The organism is Halolactibacillus alkaliphilus (genome assembly GCF_900115465.1).
GTDB classification, from domain to species: Bacteria; Bacillota; Bacilli; order Bacillales; family Amphibacillaceae; genus Halolactibacillus; species Halolactibacillus alkaliphilus.
On record NZ_FOWN01000016.1, the window covers coordinates 16939 to 38827 of the forward strand.

Sequence of the window (21889 nt, forward strand, 5' to 3'; positions counted from 1 at the left end):
ACTTTATTTTCCATCGTGTTTATCATGTTTTTATACATTAAGCATTCTGTTAAGGTGGTGGAAAGTAGAGAAAGTTAGGAGTGAAGATGAATGATAAGTAAGATAGGCGTCCCAATTGAAGGTTTTAGTGCATTTAGTCGAAAGGTGGCTGCTGAAGGTGCTGTATTATTAAAAAATAATCATCAAACGCTGCCATGTGAATGGACACACCGAGTCGCTTCATATATTTCATCTTGCCAATTTGACTGGTATAAGTGGGATTAACAACGTAGACAGCAACCCCCATTTTTTCGGTTCTTGACTTGATCGCTAGGATCATCTTTTGATAAGCAAATGCACCCATTTTCCGATTGGCTTTCTTGTTTCCATAAGGACGCGACGCTTTGGACCGCCGTTGTATCCAATCTTTCGATGGCAAGTGGTTTATGCTGTTTAACGGCATAGTCAACCAGGGCAATAACCTCTGCTTCTATTATTTTCGCCTTCTGTCCACTCGTTTTACCCTCTAATGGAACGAATATATTAACGAAAGAAAATGTCACGCCAGTCCTTAACTTACACAGTAGCCAATTCAGGTGTTTATCGGCCGTACATTGCTTATACATCAATAGGAGAAGATTTAAGTCAGTAGGCTGTGACAGTTCATTTAAATGATATAGTAATCGGAACTGTTCAAGCTAGCGATACATAAGAAGAGAAAGTTACTCAAAAGCTACCAAAAGTGATACTAGAGGAAGGTGCGTATAACCTAAGGTTTAACGTTCAAAAAGCGCGGCTATATGTTCAAGAGATAGTGTTTATAAAAATAAAAGATTAAAATGTCACCTTCGCCCAATGTATCTAGCTTATAGCAACATAGTTTAAAAAAGACCAAAAGTTACTTAATACTTTCGGTCTTTTTTGGTATGCGATGAAGCAGACTTAGCGTTCCGCTAATTGTTTTAATTTGAATAAATCTTTATCTTCGCCAAGTACAATAAGCGTTTGATAAGGTTTTAATCGATAATCTTTCATAGGGTTAAAAATAATATCTTCATCTTGTGGATTTTTAATCGCGATAATAATTAAATCTGTTTTTTCAGGTATATTAGCCTCCATCAACGTTTTATTACATAACTGTGATTTAGGATTAATCACGACCTGATTTAAATTAAGGTCAATGTTACCTGAATGGGTAATGGTATCTAAAAAAGCTACGACAGACGGCTTTAATAACATGGAAGCCATTCGATGCCCACCAATTTCATTCGGAGAAACGGTCTTATTTGCACCTGCGCGAATTAATTTATCATGAGAATTATTGTTAATGGCTCTTGCGACGATCATCAGTTGCTGATTCATTTCTCGGGCTGTTAAAACAGTGTATAAATTACTTGCGTCCGTTGAAAGAGTTGCTATTAAACCTTTAGCTTTTAAAATCCCGGCTTTTTCTAGTGCTTCATCTGTTGTCGCATCATCCAAAAAAGCTATCACTTTATTGCGCTTCAAAGCTTCAACCTTTACTTCATCCTGTTCGATAACAACAAATGCAATATTTTCTTGTTTTAATGATTCAATAACATGCCTACCTGTTTCTCCAGCCCCACAAACAATCATATGGTCTTTCAATTGACTTAGTTGATCACGCATTTTACGTTCCCTCCATGCCTCTCGCATTTTTCCTTCAAAAAAGAAATGTACCAACGATGTCCCTGCATAACCTATAATTCCCAAACTTAAAAAGATTAAGAGAATAGTAAATATTTTAGCTGAAAATGTTAGAGGAACAACCTCTCCAAAACCAACAGTGGAAATAGTGATAACAGTCATATAGAGAGCATCAATAAAGGGGATATCTAGTAAAGTTAAATACCCGATTGTGCCAATAATATTAACGATTAGTAATAAAGAAAAAATATAATATGTCCGTTTATACTTCTGCAATGGTAATCACCTCGAGGTGTATCTTGATTTTTCAAGTAAAGCACTTTCATTGTAGCACTTTTTGCATGTTGAGGAAATACAAGAGACTGAGTATAAATGCTTTATATGCCATAAGCGTATCTAACGAAATGAAACGACTTTATTACTTTCAATGAGATAGGTATATAAACCTATTTATTTTAACGATTACTACAATAAATTGTATTTTAACAATAAATACAGTATAATTGACTCAAGTTAAAGAGGGTATAATAGGTTAAAATGTCACATACCCTACGGTGTTAACGTAATGATTTTGGATTTTTCTTGTATTTTTTACCGAAATAACTCAAGGTTATATCACTGATTTGTTACATCTCTCAAGTCAATAAGTATAAAAGGTTATTAGTAGAATCAGATGCATCGTTATCAATCATGCGCTTTATGGAATTTGAGTAGAAAATACGCAAGTAGATAGGGGAAACCTAAAGCTAATAACTGGACATAGGGTATGTTCTTGTAGGTGTTCGGAAACATGTTAAGAATAAAATGATTGGTGAAGGGAACTGATGTGATGAGTGAGTTAGAGAAGTTAATAGAACGTATTTTCACGATTGTTCATACTAATAGTGATTTTAAAAAGGCAAAGGACACACTCGTTGAAGTGCTAAAAAGTTACCGTATAGAATTACACCATCAGAATGATGAATTAAGAGACATAAATCAAGTACTTTGGGAAACTAAACAGGAATATGAGCGCTTGTTTATGGATGCACCTGTCGGTTTTTTGATAGTGAATAGAGCGGGTATCATTGAAAAAGCTAATCATTATAGTCATCATATATTTCGCTCGCTCATACCATATCAATCCGAGTTACAGCATTTCATTTCAGAAAAAGACCAAGAACGATTTTATAGCTTCTTTCAACAATTAAATAGCGATCATTTAGCGACCTCTTTTTCGTTTCAAACGCGAACAGAACCGGTAAAGAATATTAAATTTCTTCAAAAACTTTCACGGTCAAATGAAACCGTGATTCATCTGGCTGTTATTGACGAAACAGAACTGGTCACCTACCAGAAAAAAATTCAATACATGAGTGAGCACGATGCGTTAACAGGTGTTTATAACCGTCACTACTATGAGCAACTTATCGAAAGGTTAAACAATGAGCTAACAGAACATTTCGGTGTGATTTTTTTGGATATTAATGGCCTGAAAATGATGAATGGCGCATTTGGTCATGATTTTGGTGATGAATTAATTAAGCGTGCGGTAGAGATCACTAAAGCTCAATTGGACGAGACGATGTACTTATCGCGAATTGGAGGAGATGAGTTTGTTATTATTATGACAGAAACATCAGAAGATTTAATGAAGTCATTTGTGCAAAACCTCAAAGAGAAAGCAAAACAGGTAAAAGTAAAAGATATTCAATTATCTATTGCGTTTGGTTTTAGCTATAAACGAAAAGAAGATCAGACACTGTTGAAATTGATTCACTTAGCTGAGGACCGAATGTATCAGAATAAATTATATACAAAATCGAGTGGGCGAAAAGACATTATTGGTGGTATTTTGGCTGTGCTACATGAGAAAAAGCCGCGAGAGAAAGAGCACGGTGAGCGTGTAAGTTTTCTAGCAGAACAGTTTGGTAAAGTGCTCGATCTAAATCAAACGGACATTTATCGATTAAAAACAGCAGGGCTACTGCATGACATCGGAAAAGTAGCTGTTGATCATACGATTTTAGATAAAACAACGAGATTGGACACAAAAGAGAAACGTGAAATGAAACAACATCCGGAAATGGGTTTTCGTATTTTGCAAGCATCACAAGAATTTAAAAGTATAGCAGATATAGTGCTTGCCCACCATGAGTTTTTTGATGGCACGGGTTACCCGAGACAACTTAAAGGGGAAGAAATCCCTTATCTTAGTCGTATTTTAGCCATCTGTGATACGTACGATGCGATGACAAAAGAACGCCCTTATTCAGTCGCTGTTTCTAAAGAAATGGCTATGAATGAGTTAAACCAACATAAAGGCACACAATTTGATCCTGAGCTTGTAGAAGTTTTTATACACAAAGTATTAAAACAATTAAACGAATAGAAAAGATGAGGCTGACAGTTAGTCAACCTCATCTTTTTTTGAATAATAAAAGGAGTGTGTGCTGCTTTTACGTAAAAGGGTTAATTAATTAATTAATCCTTGTTCGGTCAAGTACTCTTTTGCAACGATAGCTGCCTCTTCATTTTCAACGCCTACACGATAATTCATTTCACGCATTTCATCAGAGGTGATGCGACCACTTAATTGATTTAAAATAGCTTCAAGTTGTGGATAATTGTCTAACGTCTCTTGTCGCAATAATGGTGCCCCCTGATATGGTGGGAATAACTCTAAATCATCTTCTAAAACGACTAAATTATAGCGTTCTAATTCAGGGTCTGTTGAGTAGGCATCAATCAGGTTAATATCCCCAGATTCAATCGCTTGATAACGCAAACTAGGTTCCATTGTCTGCAGCGATGAGAAGGTAAGATTGTATAGCGATTGAATACCTAAATAGCCATCTTCTCTATCAGAAAATTCTAAAGTGAAACCTGCTTTAATATCGTCAACGGCTCGCTCCAAATCAGAAATCGTTTCAAGATTGTAAGTTTCAGCAAGTGTTTCTGTAACAGCTAGAGCATAGGTGTTATTAAATGCCATTGGTTCTAAAAGTGCCATGTTGTAATCGCGCATAATACCAGATCTTGCTTGGGCATAGACGGCTTCAGCCGAGTTTGTTTCAGCTTGTTCTCTGATTAACTCACCAAGAACTGTTCCCGTAAACTCAGGGTATAAGTCAATTTCTCCACTATCTAAGGCATTAAAGACAAAGGTGGTTCCACCTAAACCAGAGCGCGTACGCACTGTTACATCTAATTCTTCTTCAATTAATGCCTTATACATTTCAACAAGAATCTCAGGTTCAGCACCAAGCTTACCACCGATTATGATGGTCTCATCTTCTTGACTAAGAAAAGATGGGGCTAGTGTTAAACCTAGTGTTAAAACAAGAATCGCCACAATGGCTGTGATAGAGTATTTGTAATTCACTTTTTCTAGTTTTCTTAAGATGAAATCAAATAAAATAGCTAATAAAGCAGCGGGTATTGCACCAATAAAAATGAGTGACGTATTGTTACGGTCAATACCCAGTAAAATAATATCTCCTAAACCACCTGCGCCAATTAATGCGGCAAGTGTGGCTGTACCAACAATGAGGACCATAGCTGTTCTTATACCAGCCATAATAACGGGCATAGCAAGGGGGATTTCCACTTTTACGAGTCTTTTTATGGAATTCATCCCCATAGCTGTTGCTGCTTCAATAAGTGAGTCATCCACCTCTTTAATTCCAGTAAAGGTGTTTCTTATGATAGGTAATAAAGCGTAAATGGTTAAAGCGATAACGGCAGGTACTTTACCAATTCCGAACAAAGGAATAAATAGCCCGAGTAAGGCTAAAGATGGTATGGTTTGTAAAACAGCTGTTATACCAATGATCGTCTCAGCTAGGGACTGTTTGCGTGTTAAATAAATGCCAAGAGGAATAGAGATAAGTACAGCGAAAAATAGGGCGATAAATGATAGCTGGATATGTTCAATTAAAGCGCTAATTAACTGGTCTTGACGCTGAGATAATGTTTCAATAAAAAGTGTCATCTTAGACCACCCCTTTCTCGTAATGATCGATAAAAGCATCGATAAACATATCTTTTGTTAGAGTGCCGATCACTTTATCGTTCTCTGTGATAATGAGTTGGTCTGTTGTTTTGAACCGTCTTAATAATTCAAAAGTAGATGTGCTAATAGCAACGTGTGGTGCATCATTTTTAATATCTTCAATTATTAGTCTTTTTAAATCAAAGGTGTTATTGCGTTGCACACTTTTGGTAAAGGTACGAACGAAATCGTTAGCTGGTTTATGAATGATTTCTTCAGGTGTACCTACTTGAACGATATTCCCTTCTTTCATTAAGCAAATGCGATCAGCTAGTTTTACTGCCTCACGGATATCGTGGGTAACGAATACGATTGTTTTTTTAATTTTCTTCTGCAAGTCTTGGATGTCAGTTTGTAATTTTTCACGACTAATAGGGTCCAGTGCGCTAAATGGTTCATCCATTAGTATGATATCAGGGTCTGCTGCTAGCGCACGCACTACCCCGACGCGTTGTTGTTCGCCACCTGATAACTCATGCGGGTAGCGTTTACGATACTTTTCAGCTTCTAATCCGACCATGTTTAATAGCTCTGTCACCCGGTGCATAATAGCGGCTTTGGACCACTTTTTTAGTTCAGGCACAATCGCAATATTTTCTTCGATGGTTAGGTGAGGGAAAAGCGCAATTTGTTGAAGAACATAACCGATATTCCAACGCAATTTATTAATATCGTAGGCGCTAATTTTTTTATCTTGAATAAAAATAGTCCCATCAGAAATTGGAATGAGTCGATTGATTGTTTTAAGTGTGGTCGTCTTACCGCAGCCGCTTGGTCCGATAATAACGAAGAACTCACCTGCTTTTATGTCAAAGCTACTATCCTTGATGGCCACTGTGCCATCGTTAAATGTCTTTTTTACATGTTCAAAGCGAATCATTGTATTTCTCCTTTCAAGATTAAGTTTCTTTAATTGCTTCAATAATTTTAAGTACCCGATAATGATAGAGTCAAAACAATGCGTTAACAGCTAGCCAATAGTTCAATAGATTTGATATGATAGAATTGTTGGAATAGATGTTTTTTTGTGTGGTTATTAAATGGAGGTTATGGTGTGAAGGAGAAGTTTAAACAATTTATGATTGGACGTTATGGTCTTGATCAGCTTTATATTGGTATGTTGGTGCTATATTTTGTGTTGCTTTTTTTAAGTCGTTGGTTTATGCCGGCTTTAATGACTGGAGCAATGACCATTGTTATTACCCTAGCTGTCTTTCGGATGTTTTCAAAGAATATTAGTGTAAGGCAACGAGAAAACGCTGTCTACTTGAGTGTAATAAATCGAGTGAAGCAAACGGTGAGGCAAATGTTTCAACGATTAAATGATTTACCATCTAAACGTTATCGTGAATGTCCTGCTTGCGGTGTAACATTGAGATTGCCGAGAAAACGTGGAAAACATAAAACAAGTTGTCCAAAATGTGGGACGTCATTTGAGGTTACAATTAAGTTTTAACAGGATCATATTTAAATTATGATAAAAGCCCTTCACTAGTCAAGGTTATGACGGTGAGGGGCTTTTTAATAGAATCATTGTTTAAGTTGTTTCACCTTTAATTAGCTCTACATCAAAGATTGCTCGTTCTGTTAGGGGCTGATCGTTATGTTTCATTTGTTTAATAAGTGATTTAACCAATTGTTTTGACAGTTGTTCAATCGGCTGTTTAATTGTTGTTAATTTTGGCGTCTGTAATGTCCGTATAAAACTATTGTAATCATACCCGATAATTTTTAAATCATCCGGCACAGTGATGCCGTGTCTAAATGCATAGACTGACAGTGCATAAGCCATTATGTCATTACTGCAAAATACACCATCAAAATCTCTGATTATATCAGCTAAATTATCTTCAATGAAACGATAATTATCCTCAAATGTGAAATCAACATTTGCTCCTTCAATAACATCCCACATTATGCTGTTTCGAGAACATGTCATCTGAAAAGCATCGAATCGACGATTGGAAAGCATCTCAAAATCTAGAGGGCCGGCAATGTGTAATAACTTGCGACAGCCTCTTTTAATTAGGTGTTGTGTAGCGAGCTCTCCGCCATGGTAATTATCACTTGCAACGTAGGGGATTTTAGATGAAATAATACGATCAAAGGTTACGATGGGCATCGTTAAGCTTTTATATACTTCTATGTCTAACGTATGTGAGCACATAATGACACCATCAGCCCGGTGCTCTTTCAACATTTGTAAATACCCAGATTCTTTTTCTTTATCGTTAACGGAGTTACAAATAATGATTTTGAAATTGTTTTGGCTGGCATAATGTTCAATCCAGTGAACGATTTCACTAAAGAATGGATGACGGATTTCGGGAACAATTAATCCTATTAAATGCGACTCATTAGATAAGAGGGATCGCGCAATTTGATTAGGAGAATAATTGAGTGCCTTTATTGCCTCTTCCACTTTCTTGCGTGTTGCCTCCCCAATGTATCCACGATTATTCATTACGCGTGATACGGTGGTAACGGAGACTCCTGCATGTTTAGCAACATCTTTAATACTGACCATAGGGCATTCCTCATTTGTGTGATAGTTGTAGTTTATGACATTAGTATATCATATGTTAAAGGTTTTCATAATATTTTCAGTTAAAGCGTTTCCAATTTGTGCAAAGTGACAAGGTTTGCGATGTTAAATCGCACATTATGTGTATTTTTGGTAGTTTTAAGTGTTTAAAAATATAAAAAAACGTATGAAAACGATTGACATACATTTTCGCGGGTGATATTATGTAGTCATAAAGTTAATGCAAACTTACACTTTTAAAAGGAGGCGTATCCTCAACAGAAAGAAAGACGGTTTATTTTTTAGGTTATAGTTGATAACGCTTACAAAAAAACAGGAGGTTAGGAAAATGAATAAAATGATAAAAGGTGTCATCGTATTGTTACTTGCTTTACTAGTATTAGCTGCATGTGGTGGGGATGACACAACAGATAATGAGGCATCAAATGGTACGTCAGGTGATCAGGTTGAATTGGAGTTCTTTCAATTTAAGAGTGAAGCAGTAAGAGAATTTGATGCGTTGATAGAAAAATTTGAAGCAGAGAATCCAAACATTAAAGTTGTTCAAAATAATTCACCGGATGCTGATACGGTTTTATTCTCGCGATTGTCTCAAAATGATATTCCAGATGTTTTAACAATTAACGGTGGTGTTACATTTGGTGAAGTAGCTCGCGCTGGCGTGTTGAAAGACTTATCTGGTGACCCGCTTCTTGACACAGTAACAGATGAATATGAAGACATGTTAAAACGCTTAAGCCGCACGGATGAGTTGTATGCGTTCCCTCATTCAGTAAATGCAAATGGTGTTATTTACAATAAAACTATTTTTAATGATTTAGGTCTAGAAATTCCAACGACATGGGATGAATTTATTAGTTTGCTAGATGAAATTCAAGCGGCAGGTGTGAATCCGTTAATGTCAACATACGGTGAAGCTTGGACGATTTTACCACCACTTAATACAATTGCATCAAATACACACGGGATGGAATTCTTTGACGAATTAGAGGCAGGAAACACATCTTTTACTGACGTATATGGTGAAATTGCTGAAAAGCTATTAACGCTTCTTCCATATGCTGAAAACGATGTCTTTGGATCAGATTACAATATGGGTAATACAGCCTTTGCTAATGGTGAAGCAGCAATGTACTTACAAGGTGTTTGGGCATTAGGTCCGATTTTGGAAGCGAATCCAGAATTAGAAGTAGGTGTATTCCCGATGCCAGCGACAAATGGTCATAATAGCATTGTATCAGGTGTTGATGTAGCCATTGCGATAGCAGATGATTCAGACCATCCAGAAGAAGCACAACAATTTGTTGAGTTCTTACTACAGCCGGAAAATGTCGAATTTTATTTAGAAACACAGCGTATGTTCGCAGCGGTTGATGGTGCTGAACAAACAGACCCAGCACTTCAAGAATTACAACCATTTTTTGAAGTTGGTGATGTTTTACCGTTCTCAGATCACTACTACCCTCAAGGCTACGCAGTTGAGGTTATGTTCCAAGATTATATATTAGGTGGTTCATTAGAAGATTTATTAGCTGAAATGGACTCTGAATATGAGCGATTAAGCCAATAATGTGATATGGAGGAGAAATAGTATTTCTCCTCCTTACTTTTAAGGAGGAAAATCCAATGATGGATAAAAAGAACACGCGGGTATATTTAATGATGGTATTACCTGCACTTGTTTTATTCTTTAGTTTTCATACTTTCCCTCTCTTGCAGGGGATTTTTTATAGCTTTACAGATTATCGGGGATACGGTGATTGGAATTTTATCGGTATTGATAATTATATCAATGTATTTAGAGACCCACGCATTTTAAACTCCTACCAATTTACCTTTAAATTTGCCATTGTATCAACTGTATTAGTTAATATTATAAGTTTAACAGTTGCACTAGGATTAAACTCGAAAGTGAAGTTTCATAAAACACTCCGTGGCATTTATTTTATGCCAAATATTTTAAGTATTTTAATTGTCGGTTTTGTCTTTAAATTCATTTTTTCTGTTTTTATTCCTGAGATTGGACAGTCTTTTGGTATTGAGGGAATTGCAAAGAGTATATTAGGAAATCGTGATTATGCTTGGATCGCTATTGTAATTGTTGGTGTATGGCAAGCAGCTGCACTGAATGTCATTCTCTATCTATCTGGATTAGCAACAATTCCAGAGGATTTATACGAAGCTTCTGGCCTTGATGGTGCGAGTAAATGGCAACAATTCCGTCATGTAACGTTTCCATTAATTGCGCCATTTTTCACGATAAATATGGTACTAGCAATGAAAAACTTCTTAATGGTCTTTGACCATGTTGTTGCTTTAACTGGGGGTGGACCAGGTCGTTCAACGCAGTCTATCTCACTCTTGATTTATCAAGATGGTTTTACGGGAGGTCAATTTGCGTTACAATCTGCTAACGCTGTTGTCTACTTCTTCGTTATTGTCACTATATCAATAATTCAAATTAGATTCCTTCAAAAACGGGAGGTGCAATTGTAATGCGTAATAAAACAAATTATATAACGACGATTCTTCTTATGTTAGGATCGGTATTCATTCTATTCCCGGTGTTTATTACGGTGATAAATGCCTTTAAAACACCAGCAGAGACAGCGCAATCTATTTTAGCACTACCTTCTGTTTGGACATTTGATAACTTTAAAACAGCTATCGAAATGACCAATTTCTTTAACGCATTTGCAAACAGTGCGTATGTTACATTTTTCACCGTTATATTTACAATACTATCCAATTCACTTGTCGCTTATGCTATTGCAAGAAACTTACACAGAAAAGCTTTTAAGTTCTTGTATTTTTATTTAGTTAGTGCGATGTTTGTTCCGTTCCCAATTATCATGTTACCCATTGTTAAACAAATGAGTGCGATTGGTTTAATGAACTTAAACGGTCTAATCATCCTTTATGTTGTTTACGGTCTTGCTTTTAATACGTTCCTCTATACCGGTTATGTAAAGACCATCCCGAAAGAATTAGAAGAAGCTGCCATTGTTGATGGCTGTTCAAAATGGGGTGTTTTCTGGCGAATTATCTTCCCGATTTTATCTCCAATGAATGCGACAGTAGGTATTCTCACAGCACTTTGGGCATGGAATGATTTCTTATTACCATTAGTTATCCTATCTGATCAAGGTGATCGAACATTGCCGCTAGTTCAATATGTCTTCCAAAGTCAGTTCGCCACAAACTATAATTTGGCTTTCGCATCATATTTAATGGCATTATTACCAATGTTAGTCGTATATCTTTTCTTGCAACGACGCATTATTAGCGGTGTTACACAAGGGGCAATTAAATCATAAGAAAGAAGGGTACTTATGGCAATCTATTTTGATCAAGAGACAAAAACATTTCATTTACAGACAAGTCAATCAAGTTATTTATTTCAAGTTGTAAATAATAATTATCTTGCACATTTATACTGGGGTAAACGTGTACGTTCGACATCCATGCCGAAAGCTCTACGTTATATTGATCGAGGGTTTAGTGGTAATCCGAATAAAGAAGATCGTACATTTTCATTAGATACTTTACCACAGGAGTATCCATCATATGGTCATACTGATTTTCGCTCGCCAGCACTTCATATCGAATCGCCAGATGGTAGTCGAATTACTGATTTGCGTTATGTTAGTCATGAAATTGAAGCAGGAAAACAAGCCTTAACAGGACTTCCATCTACTTATGTAGAGGATAACTCAGAGGCGGATACGTTAAAAGTATATTTAATTGATGCGTTGACGCAATTACACGTCACATTGATTTATACGGTCTATTCAACTAGAAATGTTATCACACGCTCAGTTCTTTTTGAAAATAAGGGAACAGACACACTTTCACTACAAAAAGTAGCCTCTATGAGTGTTGATTTTAGAGATACAGAATTTGAAATGATTAACCTACCGGGAGCGCATGTAAGAGAGCGAGATATTGAACGTTTACGACTGCGTCGCGGGATGCAAAGTATAGAAAGTCGCCGTGGATCTAGTAGTCATCACCAAAATCCTTTCATTGCTTTGGTAAGAGAGGAAACGACCGAGACTAAGGGTGATGTATATGGGCTTAGTTTTGTCTATAGTGGAAACTTTAAAGCTGAAGTTGAAATTGATCAGACTAACCAGGCCCGCGTGATGATGGGAATCAACGATTTTGATTTTAACTGGATACTAAAACAATCATCGGTTTTTCAAACACCAGAGGTCGTCATGGTTTATACCGATCAAGGATTAAATGACATGTCGAAAACGTATCATGACCTTTATGGAAGACGACTGGCCAGAGGGAAGCATCGTGACAAGCAGCGCCCGGTTTTAATCAATAATTGGGAAGCTACTTACTTCGATTTTAATGAAGATAAGATTTTAACCATTGCTGATAAAGCAAAAGATGCTGGTGTGGAATTATTTGTGTTAGATGACGGATGGTTCGGTCAACGTGATGATGATTTTACTTCTTTAGGCGATTGGTTTGTTGATGAAGCAAAATTACCAAATGGCTTAAAGTCTTTAGCTGAAAAAATTAATGCTATGGGTATGCAGTTTGGTTTGTGGTTTGAACCTGAAATGGTCTCACCGGAAAGTGAATTATATAAAGCACATCCTGATTGGTGCCTACACGTACCTAATAGACGACGATCAGAGAGCCGCAATCAATTGGTCTTAGATTTTTCGCGTCCAGATGTATGTCAAGAAATGATAACGCGTGTATCAGCCATCTTAGAATCAGCACCGATAAGCTATGTGAAGTGGGATATGAATCGTAATATGACAGAAATCGGTTCAAGTTATTGGCCTAAAGACCAACAACAAGAAGTGGCACATCGCTATATGTTAGGTCTTTATCATGTCATGGAAACCATCACGTCAAGATTTCCTGAGATATTATTTGAAAGCTGTTCTGGTGGTGGTGGGCGCTTTGATCCAGGAATGCTTCACTATATGCCCCAAACATGGACAAGTGATAACACGGATGCTATTTCTCGCTTACGTATTCAGTATGGAACAAGTCTTGTCTACCCTATTAGTTCAATGGGATCTCACGTATCAGAAGTCCCAAATCATCAAGTGGGAAGAACGACACCGCTTGAGACAAGAGGTCACGTTGCAATGGATGGCAACTTGGGTTATGAACTCGATGTTACGAAGTTATCGGATGAAGAGATTAGAGGTATTAAAGACCAAGTAGATCTTTATAAGTCTATTCGCAAGACGATTCAATACGGTGATTTTTATCGCTTAGTAAGTCCGTTTGAAACAAGCAACTATGGCTCTATTCATGTCAATAAGTCAAAAGATGAAGCGGTATTTATTTATGTACACACTTTAGCAGAAGCAAATGGACCATTTAAGTCTGTCAAATTATTAGGATTAGATCCTGATAAAGATTATCGAATTATTGAAACAGGTGATATTTTCAGTGGGGATAGCCTGATGCATATTGGCCTCAATGTGCCTTTTGCTAAGCACGATTTTAAGAGCACATTATATCGTTTAGAGGCTACTAACTAAGAAAGGAGCGATCGCTATGGTAAGACTAGATCAACCCTTTATGTTGAAAGCTGCTTCAACCGATGTGCTTTCTATTGGGGAAATATTGATTGATATGATTTCGGATAGTTATCAAGCGTTAACTGAAAATAATGGTTTTCATGCTTATTTTGGAGGCTCGCCCGCTAACTTGTGTATGAATATTAATCGCTTAGGTGGAAAAGCAAAGCTTGCTGCTTGTGTGGGAGAGGACCGTTTTGGGGACTTTCTTATCCATCATTTAAAACACCAAAAAGTCGATACGTCGCTTGTTCAACGAAGTCAAGTGTCCACAAGTATGGTTATTGTGAATAAAAGTAAAGGTAGTCCTATACCTATTTTTTATCGCGGTAGCGATTACCGTATTGTGTTAACGGAAGAATTAAAGGCGGCTATTCAAGATACGAAAATAATGCATATCTCATCATGGCCACTGTCGCATCGATTATCTCGAGCGGTGATATATGAAGCTGTGGCGTTAGCTAAGCAATCAGATGTGATTATTGGGTTTGATCCTAATTATCACCCAGGTTTATGGGAAGAGTATGAGGATGGTCTTTCTGTGATGAAAGAGATGGTATCACAATCAGATATCGTTAAACCCTCAGAAGATGATGCTGAAAGACTTTTTGGTAAAGATACGCCTGAAAATCAAATCAATAAGTTCCATGCTTTAGGGTGTCCGATTGTATTAATGACACTTGGAAAAGATGGCGCCATTGTTTCTTTTGAAGGTGAAAAAACTTACTATCAAACGGAGGCATCAACTGTTGTTGATACAACGGGAGCTGGAGATGCCTTCTGGTCAGGTTTTTATACAGGCATCACGCAAGGTTTGCTGATAGAAGAGGCGCTTTATCTTGGATTTAAAACAAGTGCGTATAAATTGCAGTTTACCGGTGCGGTTGTCGATTTACCTAACTACCATCAGCTATTAGAAAAGGAACCACATCGATAAGAAGGGAGCAAGGCTTGTGTTAAATAATAAAGTTCAACTCATTACGTACCCAAATTCTTTAGGTGGCAACTTAAAAGAATTGAATCAGTTATTAGATAAACATTTTTCAGATATATTTACTGGTGGTGTGCATATTTTACCGCCATTTCCATCGTCGGGTGACCGAGGCTTTGCGCCACTTACTTACTTAGAGATTGACCCGAATTTTGGTGATTGGGATGATATAAAAGCCATTGGAGAAAAACGGGATGTGTTACTGGATTTAATGGTTAACCATATTTCTCAACAATCACCATACTTTCAAGATTTCTTAAAAAATGGCCGAGCATCCGCGTATGCTGACTATTTTTTAACATTAGATAAGATATGGCCTGATGGTGAGCCGAAACAAGCAGATATCGATAAGATGTTTTTACGACGTCCAATGCCTTATTCTACTTTTGAAATTGAAGCAACGGGTGAAACCGAACGCGTCTGGACAACGTTCGGTAAAACAGACCCATCTGAACAAATTGATTTAGATGTACATTCAGAAAAAGTTAAAGCGTTATTTACTGAGTTCTTTTTAAACTTTAAAAAGAACAATGTAAGTATTGTCCGCTTAGATGCTGTCGGTTATATTATAAAAAAACTTGGCACAAGTTGTTTCTTTGTTGAACCCGATATTTATAAGTTTCTTGATTGGATAAAAGCCCTTGCAGACTCACTTGACATCACGTTATTGCCTGAAGTGCATGCGCATCATTCCATTCAATACAAACTAAGTGATCATGGCTTTTGGATTTATGACTTTATCTTGCCGTACCGGATCTTAGAAGCGATGATTAATGGTGAGTCAGAGGCGTTAACTACTTACTTAAAGGACAGGCCAGCTAATCAGTTCACAATGCTAGATTGTCATGATGGTATTCCAGTTAAACCTGATTTAGATGGAATGATTGATACAAAAGAAGCAAGAACGTTAGTTGATGAAACAATTGCAAGGGGATCAAACCTAAGTTTAATCGTCTCAGAAGATCACAAAGACGCGGATGGTTTTGACGTGCATCAAATTCGCTGTACGTACTATTCTGTCTTAAATGAAGACGATGAGCGTTATCTTGCTTCGCGCGCAATTCAATTTTTTGCACCTGGCATTCCACAAGTATATTATGTAGGTTTACTTGCGGGTATCAATCAAGATGAACGTGTAAAAGAAACAGGGGATGGACGGGAAATTAACCGGGAAAACTTCTCTGTAAGTGACGTAGAAAAACATTTAGAAAAAGAAATCGTTCAGCGTTTACTAGACCTAATTCGATTTAGAAATGAGTATCCAGCTTTTGATGGTGATTTTACTGTCTTGCCGAGTAGGGAAGGAACCGTAGCGTTACAATGGGAGAAGGATCAATATATTTGTAAGCTTCACGTCGATCTATCAACAGGACAATCAGAGATTCATTATGTAGATGAACTTGGAGAAGAAGCTGCTTATTACATTTAAACTTATGACTTGACATAAACTATTGAAAAAGCGCGGAGAAGAGATTATCTTTTCCGCGCTTTTTTATAATTCGTCCATATTGTGAGACATTATTTTAAGTTTTTAGCAACTGCTCTTACTTTTTCCAAACCTTCAGCAACAATCGCTTCACCATTTACAGGGTCTTGGTTATGTCCTTCGATAATGACCTCATCGATGATTTCCATACCCATTACACCGCCAAATGACGTACGCATATAGTTCACAGCCATTTCCATTGGTTGCATTTCAGGCGTTGAGTATACACCGCCACGTGCATTGAGTAAAATGACTTTTTTATCATTCATTAATTGAATCATGTTACCTTCAGTATCGTATTTGAATGTGTAGCCTGCAGCGAATACATAGTCTACAAATGTTTGTAGCTTAGCAGGAATAGTTAAGTTCCATAGCGGAAATACAAAAGCAACTGTGTCTGCCGCTTCAAATAAATCACGTGCTTTCTTTTGAGCATTAAATAAACGTTCCTCAGATTCAGTTAAAGGCTCATGAGCTTCCAACTTCATGTAAGCATTAAAGATGTCTTGACCTAAGTATGGTGTATCTTCTTGGTATACGTCGTAAACAGTGACGTTAACGTTGTCGTTATTTTTTAACTCTTCCATAAATGCTTCATACATTTTGGGAGATGTCGCTTGACTTGATGGACGATCATTTGCTGTAACAATTAATAAATTCATTCTAATATTTCCTCCAATTAATCTTTTTATTTGCCTACCACTTAAAATAGTTTCAAATGATGACTATATTTGGTATTATATAATTATCTTCAGTTCAAGACAAATATTTTGTATTAAAAAAAGATTTTTTTATAAAAATGCGTCAAATGTTCTATAAACGAAGTAAAATAGATGGATGTATATTGAAAAAACCTAAATATGTAGAGGAGAATCACTTAGATGCATACAGACCCGAGAATTGTTAGGACAAGAAAAAGTATTATAGATGCACTACTCGCTTTAATGGTAGACAGGGAAATTGAAAAAATTACGGTGAAAGATATTACAATAAAGGCAGGCGTTAATCGTGCCACTTTCTATCATCATTTTAAAGATAAACAGGCACTCTTATCGTATACGATAGAAGAAAGACTCATTCGCTATGTATTGTTGCCATTTAGCAAAGCGGAAACTATAGGCCCGTCAATTATTCGTCACGTATTAGAAGCGATTGTTGAGTTGCATGATTACTTAGAGGGACACTGTCAGCTAAATTTTTATAATTATAAACTCGAAATTGAAAAAGAAATTAAAGCTGTTCTCGTACATAGCTTTTTGCCCCTCGTAGTAAAGTCGAAGAATACCATATCTGAACCGATGGCGAAAGTGTATACCTATAAACTTGTGGGTGGAATTTATAGTAGTGCAGTTGCGATTAGGCAAGTAAATCAACAGCGAAGTGATTTAATATCTTATGCTATTGATGAACTTCTGAAATAAACGCGTATTTTTTTTGTTTAAGCGCCTACTTCTTAAGGGAATAGATAATTAGAAATAAAAAGGAGGCAACAAACATGAATGAACGATTTGATAAGTTACGGCGTTTTAATTTAATTATGGGTGGGTTTCACTTTATTCAAGCGATTATTATGCTATTCCTTGCGACATCTGTTATTCAAACCATTTCCGAATTTAGTCCGACAATCACGCAATTTTATTTATCTTTTAATCCGGAAACGCAATCACTTGAACTTGCACAGGATCAGTTGTTTGATTTACCTTTTGGTATTTTAGTTAGTTCATTCTTATTTATTTCGGCATTGGCTCATTTTATTATCGCGTTACCTAAAAAGACGAATGCTATTTATAATCGAGATTTAAAGAGAGGGATTAATCAATTTAGATGGTTTGAATACGCACTTAGCTCGTCCATTATGATTGTGTTAATTTCAACGCTATTTGGAATACATGATATTGCATCACTTATTCTTATTTTTATAGTAAATGCAACAATGAACTTATTTGGTCTTGTGATGGAACAATTAAATGAAGGGCGAGATAAACATCATGTTCGCTGGGGTGCCTTTGTATGGGGTTCAATTGCTGGTATTGCTCCGTGGATTGCTATTTTTCTCTACATGTTTGGTACAGGTAACTTTGATATGGTCCCGTGGTTTGTATGGGCAATTGTTGTCACGTACTTCGTTGCTTTTAATACATTCCCGGTGAATATGATTTTGCAATATAAAAAGGTTGGTAAGTGGAAAGATTATTTATATGGTGAACGGGTCTATATTATCTTAAGTCTTGTAGCTAAAACTATCCTCGCTTGGCTTGTGCTATTTGGTGCGATGCAGCCATAACCAATCATGAAAATAAATAGGTGTAAATTATTCTCCCCTTGTGTTTAAGCAGTTCACGAGGGGATTTTCATTTTAATATAAAGCAGGATCAACTCTTTATACAGCTCGTAAGTGCGTGAAACGATTAATTTCAAAGTTTATTCATTAAGTGTTTAGCAACGCGGGTGTAGTCGTCACGATCTAGACCTGGCGCAAAGAACTCAGGCAAGCTGTCTAAATCAGGCATCTTTCCTCCAATAGGTGTGCCCTTTTTTACGATTAATGATGCATTTGTTTCTGGGTGTGTGCCAGTAAAAATTGTTTCAATGCCTAAGTAATCACCGACGTCATTCCAATTATAAAGTACGTTACCGAGTCCTTGGTCTTCAAACTTTTTCGCCGTATCAAACTTTTTATTTGACACATCTGGAATTGGCAGTAGCTTTCCTAGAGATACACCGGTTAACGATTCAATTGCTTTTTGGTAAGCTACGACATGCGTCCCTCCCCTTACTAATAAGTAACCAATCATTTCCCTTGCAGTTGGGTGGTCAGTCATTTCATAGACACGCATTTTATGTGTCCTTGCACCAATCTCTAAAAAGAAATTGTGTAGGAGATCGAGAACAAGATTACCGCTTGAAAAAACATTATCACCGGTCCAACTATTCCCCGTGGCATCGATTGGTAAAGAAGTATTGGCTGAATGAATAAAATGTTTCGGGTGTGGGAATGCCACAGCTCCTCTTAATGCGGTATCATTAACATCAAACGGGACGTCTGATACGTCTTTAAATAATAGATTAATGGTATGGCTGACAAGCTCGACATGACCGAGTTCTTCAGCTGTAATACTTGAAACTAAATCATAGTAAGGTTTTAATTTTTTTCGCTCTCTAAAGTTAAATGATTGAAATAAATAGTTGTTTAGTGTGGAAAGTTCACCGAATTTCCCTCCTAATAGTTCTTGTACGACCAAAGCCGCCTTCTTGTCACCATAGTCAGGCTCAGGTAAATCAATTAACAGTTTATTTGTTCGTTGAAACATATTTCGTTACGCCTCCTTCTAAGCTTATATCTAAGGGGCTTATTGTATACTTCTTTACTAAAGGGTATACAAGTTATGACCCAAGTAGTTATAGTATATGTAAGGAGCGGGACTTTTGTGCGAAAATTTAGAAAGTCATCGCTAAGATGCGTCGAGTTTGTTATAATTGGAAATTAGTAGAAGTGCATTTATAAAATATAAAGAGGATGTGTAGCGATTGAAGCAAACAAGCCTAGTATTAGAAGGTGGCGGCATGCGCGGTGTATTTAGTTCTGGCGTACTTGATTATATGATGACCGAAGATTTATACTTCCCGTATGTGATTGGTGTCTCAGCAGGTGCATGTAATGCCTTAAGTTATTTGTCTCGACAACCAGATAGGAGTCGGTACATCAATGTGAATTTTGCTAATGATTCCCGCTATATTAATATGGGAAATGTCTTTAAAGGCAAAGGCATGTTTAATATGGACTTCTTATTCAACGAAATTGCTAATGAACTCGTGCCATTTGATTTTAAAACATTTCATGATATTGATGAGCGTTTTGTTATCCCGACAACGGACTGTGAGACGGGTGATGTCCGTTACTTTGATAATAGACAAGAAGCGGATGTATTTACGGCTGTTCAGGCATCTAGTAGCTTGCCATTAGTTGGTGTACCAGTGAAATTAGCCGGTTACACATTATTAGATGGGGGCATAGCCGATCCAATCCCTATACAAAAAGCGATTGAAGATGGGTATAAACGCCATGTTGTTGTATTAACACGTCCTAAAGGCTATCGTAAGAAACCCTTTCGTGCTAAATTAACATCTAAATTGGTATACCGTGAATACCCACAACTCGTTGAAGCCATGTTGAAGCGACATGAAATATATAATCAAACACTTGATCAGTTGGAAGCTTTAGAAGAACAAGGCGATGTATTTATTATTCGTCCAAAGGGGCATGAGCAAGTTAAACGCGCGGAAAAGGATCCGAAAAAATTAAATATGTTGCACGAAGCAGGTGTGGCGGCTGCTAAACATCAGACGCCTTTATTAAAAGATTGGTTAACGCATTCTCTGCCAGTCAAAGTATATTAAACTCGGTTGAGGTGACCTATGAAAAAACAATGGTTTAAATATATAGTTTTTTACGGTGTGTGTATTCTTATCGGTATCGGTTTGGGGCTTTATGCAGGCTTTGGCAATCCTTTTTACGGTCCTATGTTAGAACAACTAACTTTTATGAACTTCATACTTTTTTACTTATTTTTACTTATTTCTTTATTTTTAGTTATTAATATTCATGAAGCTGGTCACTTTGTGACGGGTAAATTAATTGGTATGCGTCTACTTATCTACCGCATCGGGTTTTTAGAATGGAAGAAAGTTAATGGAAAGTTATCGGTTGACTATGTGAAAAATAATGGTTACAGCGGTCTTTGTGCAATGTCGCCACCAGAGGATTCTGTGGTGACAAAGTGGCAATACAGCTTCTTTTTTGCTGGCGGCATTTTATTTAACTTATTTTCTGCTGTTTTTGCTTATCTTATAATGTCATACTCAACAGGAAATACACGTTTCTTTTTTGGAGTGTTTACTATTATTTCGGGACTTATTGTTGTTATGAACAGCTATCCCTTTAAAACGTCATCTAATATGTATTCCGATGGGGCATATATTCTAGGCTTAATGCGTGACAAAAAAGAAATTATAGATAAAATTGAGGTTGTTAATTTTGCTAATCAAATAATGGCTGGAACGCGTCCAAAAGCGCTTGATTTTAATGGATTAAATGATAATGAGGATATAACCCTCCTTGTATTAAAACATTATCATGCACTAGATTGTTTTGATATGCACTTACTCGAGCAGACAACAGAAGCGTTAGAATTACGGTTATCGGACTGTGATCCACTGACACTGACCAGTGTACAATATGAGCTTGTTGTCGCGGGTATTCTATTGATGGATAACGAGCGGGTCGAACGAATACGACCGCTTTTAAAAAGATTGGACAAGGATAAGGATGCAAATGGCCACCGGGTAAAAGCGTTTCTTGCCTATTATGATCAAAATGATGAAAAAGCAAGAGATCATATTGATGAAGCGAGACGTGTCCTTCCTTACTACCCTAGTATAGGGCAGCAGCAAATGGAACAGACATTACTTAACTATCTGGAAAGTGAATTAGAAGAAGAAAAAGCAAACATAAACTGAAGATGCTTTTTTACTTGTTTCATAACTGACGGGGTATTACCGTTTTTTGAAAAACTATACATGATTATTTTAAAAAAACAGTCACTTTGGGCTGTTTTTTTCATGTTCA

At 36.8% G+C, this 21889-nt stretch carries 20 protein-coding genes; 12 read left to right on the top strand and 8 right to left on the bottom strand.

What is annotated here, in order from left to right; genetic code table 11:
* Window positions 1-133 precede the first annotated feature (133 nt).
* From BM163_RS14205 to BM163_RS07920, 3 genes are all read right to left on the bottom strand, one after another.
* Window positions 134-343 (bottom strand): hypothetical protein, encoded by a 210-nt coding sequence (locus tag BM163_RS14205; protein WP_170243687.1) that lies wholly within the window; start codon window positions 341-343, stop codon window positions 134-136.
* Window positions 261-542 (bottom strand): hypothetical protein, encoded by a 282-nt coding sequence (locus BM163_RS14020; RefSeq protein ID WP_170243685.1) that lies wholly within the window; start codon window positions 540-542, stop codon window positions 261-263. Before BM163_RS14020 ends, BM163_RS14205 begins: the two co-directional genes overlap by 83 nt.
* A gap of 379 nt (window positions 543-921) precedes the next feature.
* The gene (locus tag BM163_RS07920; protein ID WP_089801927.1) at window positions 922-1923 is read right to left on the bottom strand and encodes a potassium channel family protein; all 1002 of its coding nucleotides are present in this window, start codon (window positions 1921-1923) and stop codon (window positions 922-924) included.
* Between the two features lie 553 nt (window positions 1924-2476).
* Between BM163_RS07920 and BM163_RS07925 the strand changes: the two genes are divergently transcribed.
* A complete protein-coding gene (locus BM163_RS07925; RefSeq protein WP_089801929.1) occupies window positions 2477-4018 on the top strand; it encodes an HD-GYP domain-containing protein in 1542 nt (513 codons plus the stop codon).
* A gap of 84 nt (window positions 4019-4102) precedes the next feature.
* Here BM163_RS07925 and BM163_RS07930 read toward each other — a convergent pair whose 3' ends face one another.
* Together BM163_RS07930 and BM163_RS07935 are read right to left on the bottom strand one after the other, a co-directional pair.
* Window positions 4103-5620 (bottom strand): ABC transporter permease/substrate-binding protein, encoded by a 1518-nt coding sequence (locus BM163_RS07930; RefSeq protein WP_089801931.1) that lies wholly within the window; start codon window positions 5618-5620, stop codon window positions 4103-4105.
* Window position 5621: 1 nt separating this feature from the next.
* Window positions 5622-6560 (bottom strand): ABC transporter ATP-binding protein, encoded by a 939-nt coding sequence (locus BM163_RS07935; protein ID WP_089801933.1) that lies wholly within the window; start codon window positions 6558-6560, stop codon window positions 5622-5624.
* A 174-nt stretch (window positions 6561-6734) separates the two neighbouring features.
* Here BM163_RS07935 and BM163_RS07940 point away from each other — a divergent pair, with 174 nt between their 5' ends.
* The gene (locus tag BM163_RS07940; RefSeq protein ID WP_089801935.1) at window positions 6735-7136 is read left to right on the top strand and encodes a hypothetical protein; all 402 of its coding nucleotides are present in this window, start codon (window positions 6735-6737) and stop codon (window positions 7134-7136) included.
* Between the two features lie 81 nt (window positions 7137-7217).
* Here the strand turns inward: BM163_RS07940 and BM163_RS07945 are convergent, their stop codons facing one another.
* Window positions 7218-8207 (bottom strand): LacI family DNA-binding transcriptional regulator, encoded by a 990-nt coding sequence (locus BM163_RS07945; RefSeq protein ID WP_089801937.1) that lies wholly within the window; start codon window positions 8205-8207, stop codon window positions 7218-7220.
* A 346-nt stretch (window positions 8208-8553) separates the two neighbouring features.
* Here BM163_RS07945 and BM163_RS07950 point away from each other — a divergent pair, with 346 nt between their 5' ends.
* The 6 genes from BM163_RS07950 to gtfA are packed head-to-tail and all read left to right on the top strand — an operon-like array spanning window position 8554 to window position 16206.
* Window positions 8554-9795, top strand: a complete 1242-nt coding sequence (locus tag BM163_RS07950; RefSeq protein ID WP_089801939.1) for an ABC transporter substrate-binding protein — start codon at window positions 8554-8556, stop codon at window positions 9793-9795.
* 59 nt (window positions 9796-9854) lie between these two features.
* Complete coding sequence (locus BM163_RS07955) at window positions 9855-10721, top strand: carbohydrate ABC transporter permease (protein ID WP_089802006.1); 867 nt, start codon at window positions 9855-9857, stop codon at window positions 10719-10721.
* Window positions 10721-11542 carry a carbohydrate ABC transporter permease gene (locus BM163_RS07960; RefSeq protein WP_089801941.1) on the top strand — a complete coding sequence of 274 codons (822 nt, stop codon included), beginning with the start codon at window positions 10721-10723 and terminating at the stop codon, window positions 11540-11542. Before BM163_RS07955 ends, BM163_RS07960 begins: the two co-directional genes overlap by 1 nt.
* A gap of 15 nt (window positions 11543-11557) precedes the next feature.
* Window positions 11558-13747: an alpha-galactosidase gene (locus BM163_RS07965; protein ID WP_089801943.1), complete on the top strand. Its 2190-nt coding sequence runs from the start codon at window positions 11558-11560 to the stop codon at window positions 13745-13747.
* A gap of 16 nt (window positions 13748-13763) precedes the next feature.
* Complete coding sequence (locus BM163_RS07970; protein WP_089801945.1) at window positions 13764-14723, top strand: carbohydrate kinase family protein; 960 nt, start codon at window positions 13764-13766, stop codon at window positions 14721-14723.
* Between the two features lie 16 nt (window positions 14724-14739).
* Window positions 14740-16206, top strand: coding sequence for a sucrose phosphorylase (gene gtfA / locus BM163_RS07975; protein ID WP_089801947.1), 1467 nt, complete (start codon window positions 14740-14742; stop codon window positions 16204-16206).
* A gap of 89 nt (window positions 16207-16295) precedes the next feature.
* Here the strand turns inward: gtfA and BM163_RS07980 are convergent, their stop codons facing one another.
* Entirely contained in the window at window positions 16296-16925 is a 630-nt protein-coding gene (locus BM163_RS07980; RefSeq protein WP_089801949.1) for an FMN-dependent NADH-azoreductase, read from the bottom strand.
* 219 nt (window positions 16926-17144) lie between these two features.
* On the opposite strand from BM163_RS07980, the gene BM163_RS07985 reads away from it, so the two are divergent.
* Both BM163_RS07985 and heR read left to right on the top strand, forming a co-directional pair.
* The gene (locus BM163_RS07985; RefSeq protein WP_089801952.1) at window positions 17145-17684 is read left to right on the top strand and encodes a TetR/AcrR family transcriptional regulator; all 540 of its coding nucleotides are present in this window, start codon (window positions 17145-17147) and stop codon (window positions 17682-17684) included.
* Window positions 17685-17758: 74 nt separating this feature from the next.
* Window positions 17759-18547: a heliorhodopsin HeR gene (gene heR / locus BM163_RS07990; RefSeq protein ID WP_089801954.1), complete on the top strand. Its 789-nt coding sequence runs from the start codon at window positions 17759-17761 to the stop codon at window positions 18545-18547.
* A gap of 130 nt (window positions 18548-18677) precedes the next feature.
* Here heR and BM163_RS07995 read toward each other — a convergent pair whose 3' ends face one another.
* A complete protein-coding gene (locus tag BM163_RS07995; protein WP_089801956.1) occupies window positions 18678-19574 on the bottom strand; it encodes a manganese catalase family protein in 897 nt (298 codons plus the stop codon).
* Window positions 19575-19791: 217 nt separating this feature from the next.
* Here BM163_RS07995 and BM163_RS08000 point away from each other — a divergent pair, with 217 nt between their 5' ends.
* The gene (locus BM163_RS08000; RefSeq protein WP_089801958.1) at window positions 19792-20661 is read left to right on the top strand and encodes a patatin-like phospholipase family protein; all 870 of its coding nucleotides are present in this window, start codon (window positions 19792-19794) and stop codon (window positions 20659-20661) included.
* 18 nt (window positions 20662-20679) lie between these two features.
* On the top strand, window positions 20680-21780 hold the full coding sequence (locus tag BM163_RS08005; RefSeq protein ID WP_089801959.1) for a M50 family metallopeptidase: 1101 nt from the start codon (window positions 20680-20682) through the stop codon (window positions 21778-21780).
* Window positions 21781-21889 lie beyond the last annotated feature (109 nt).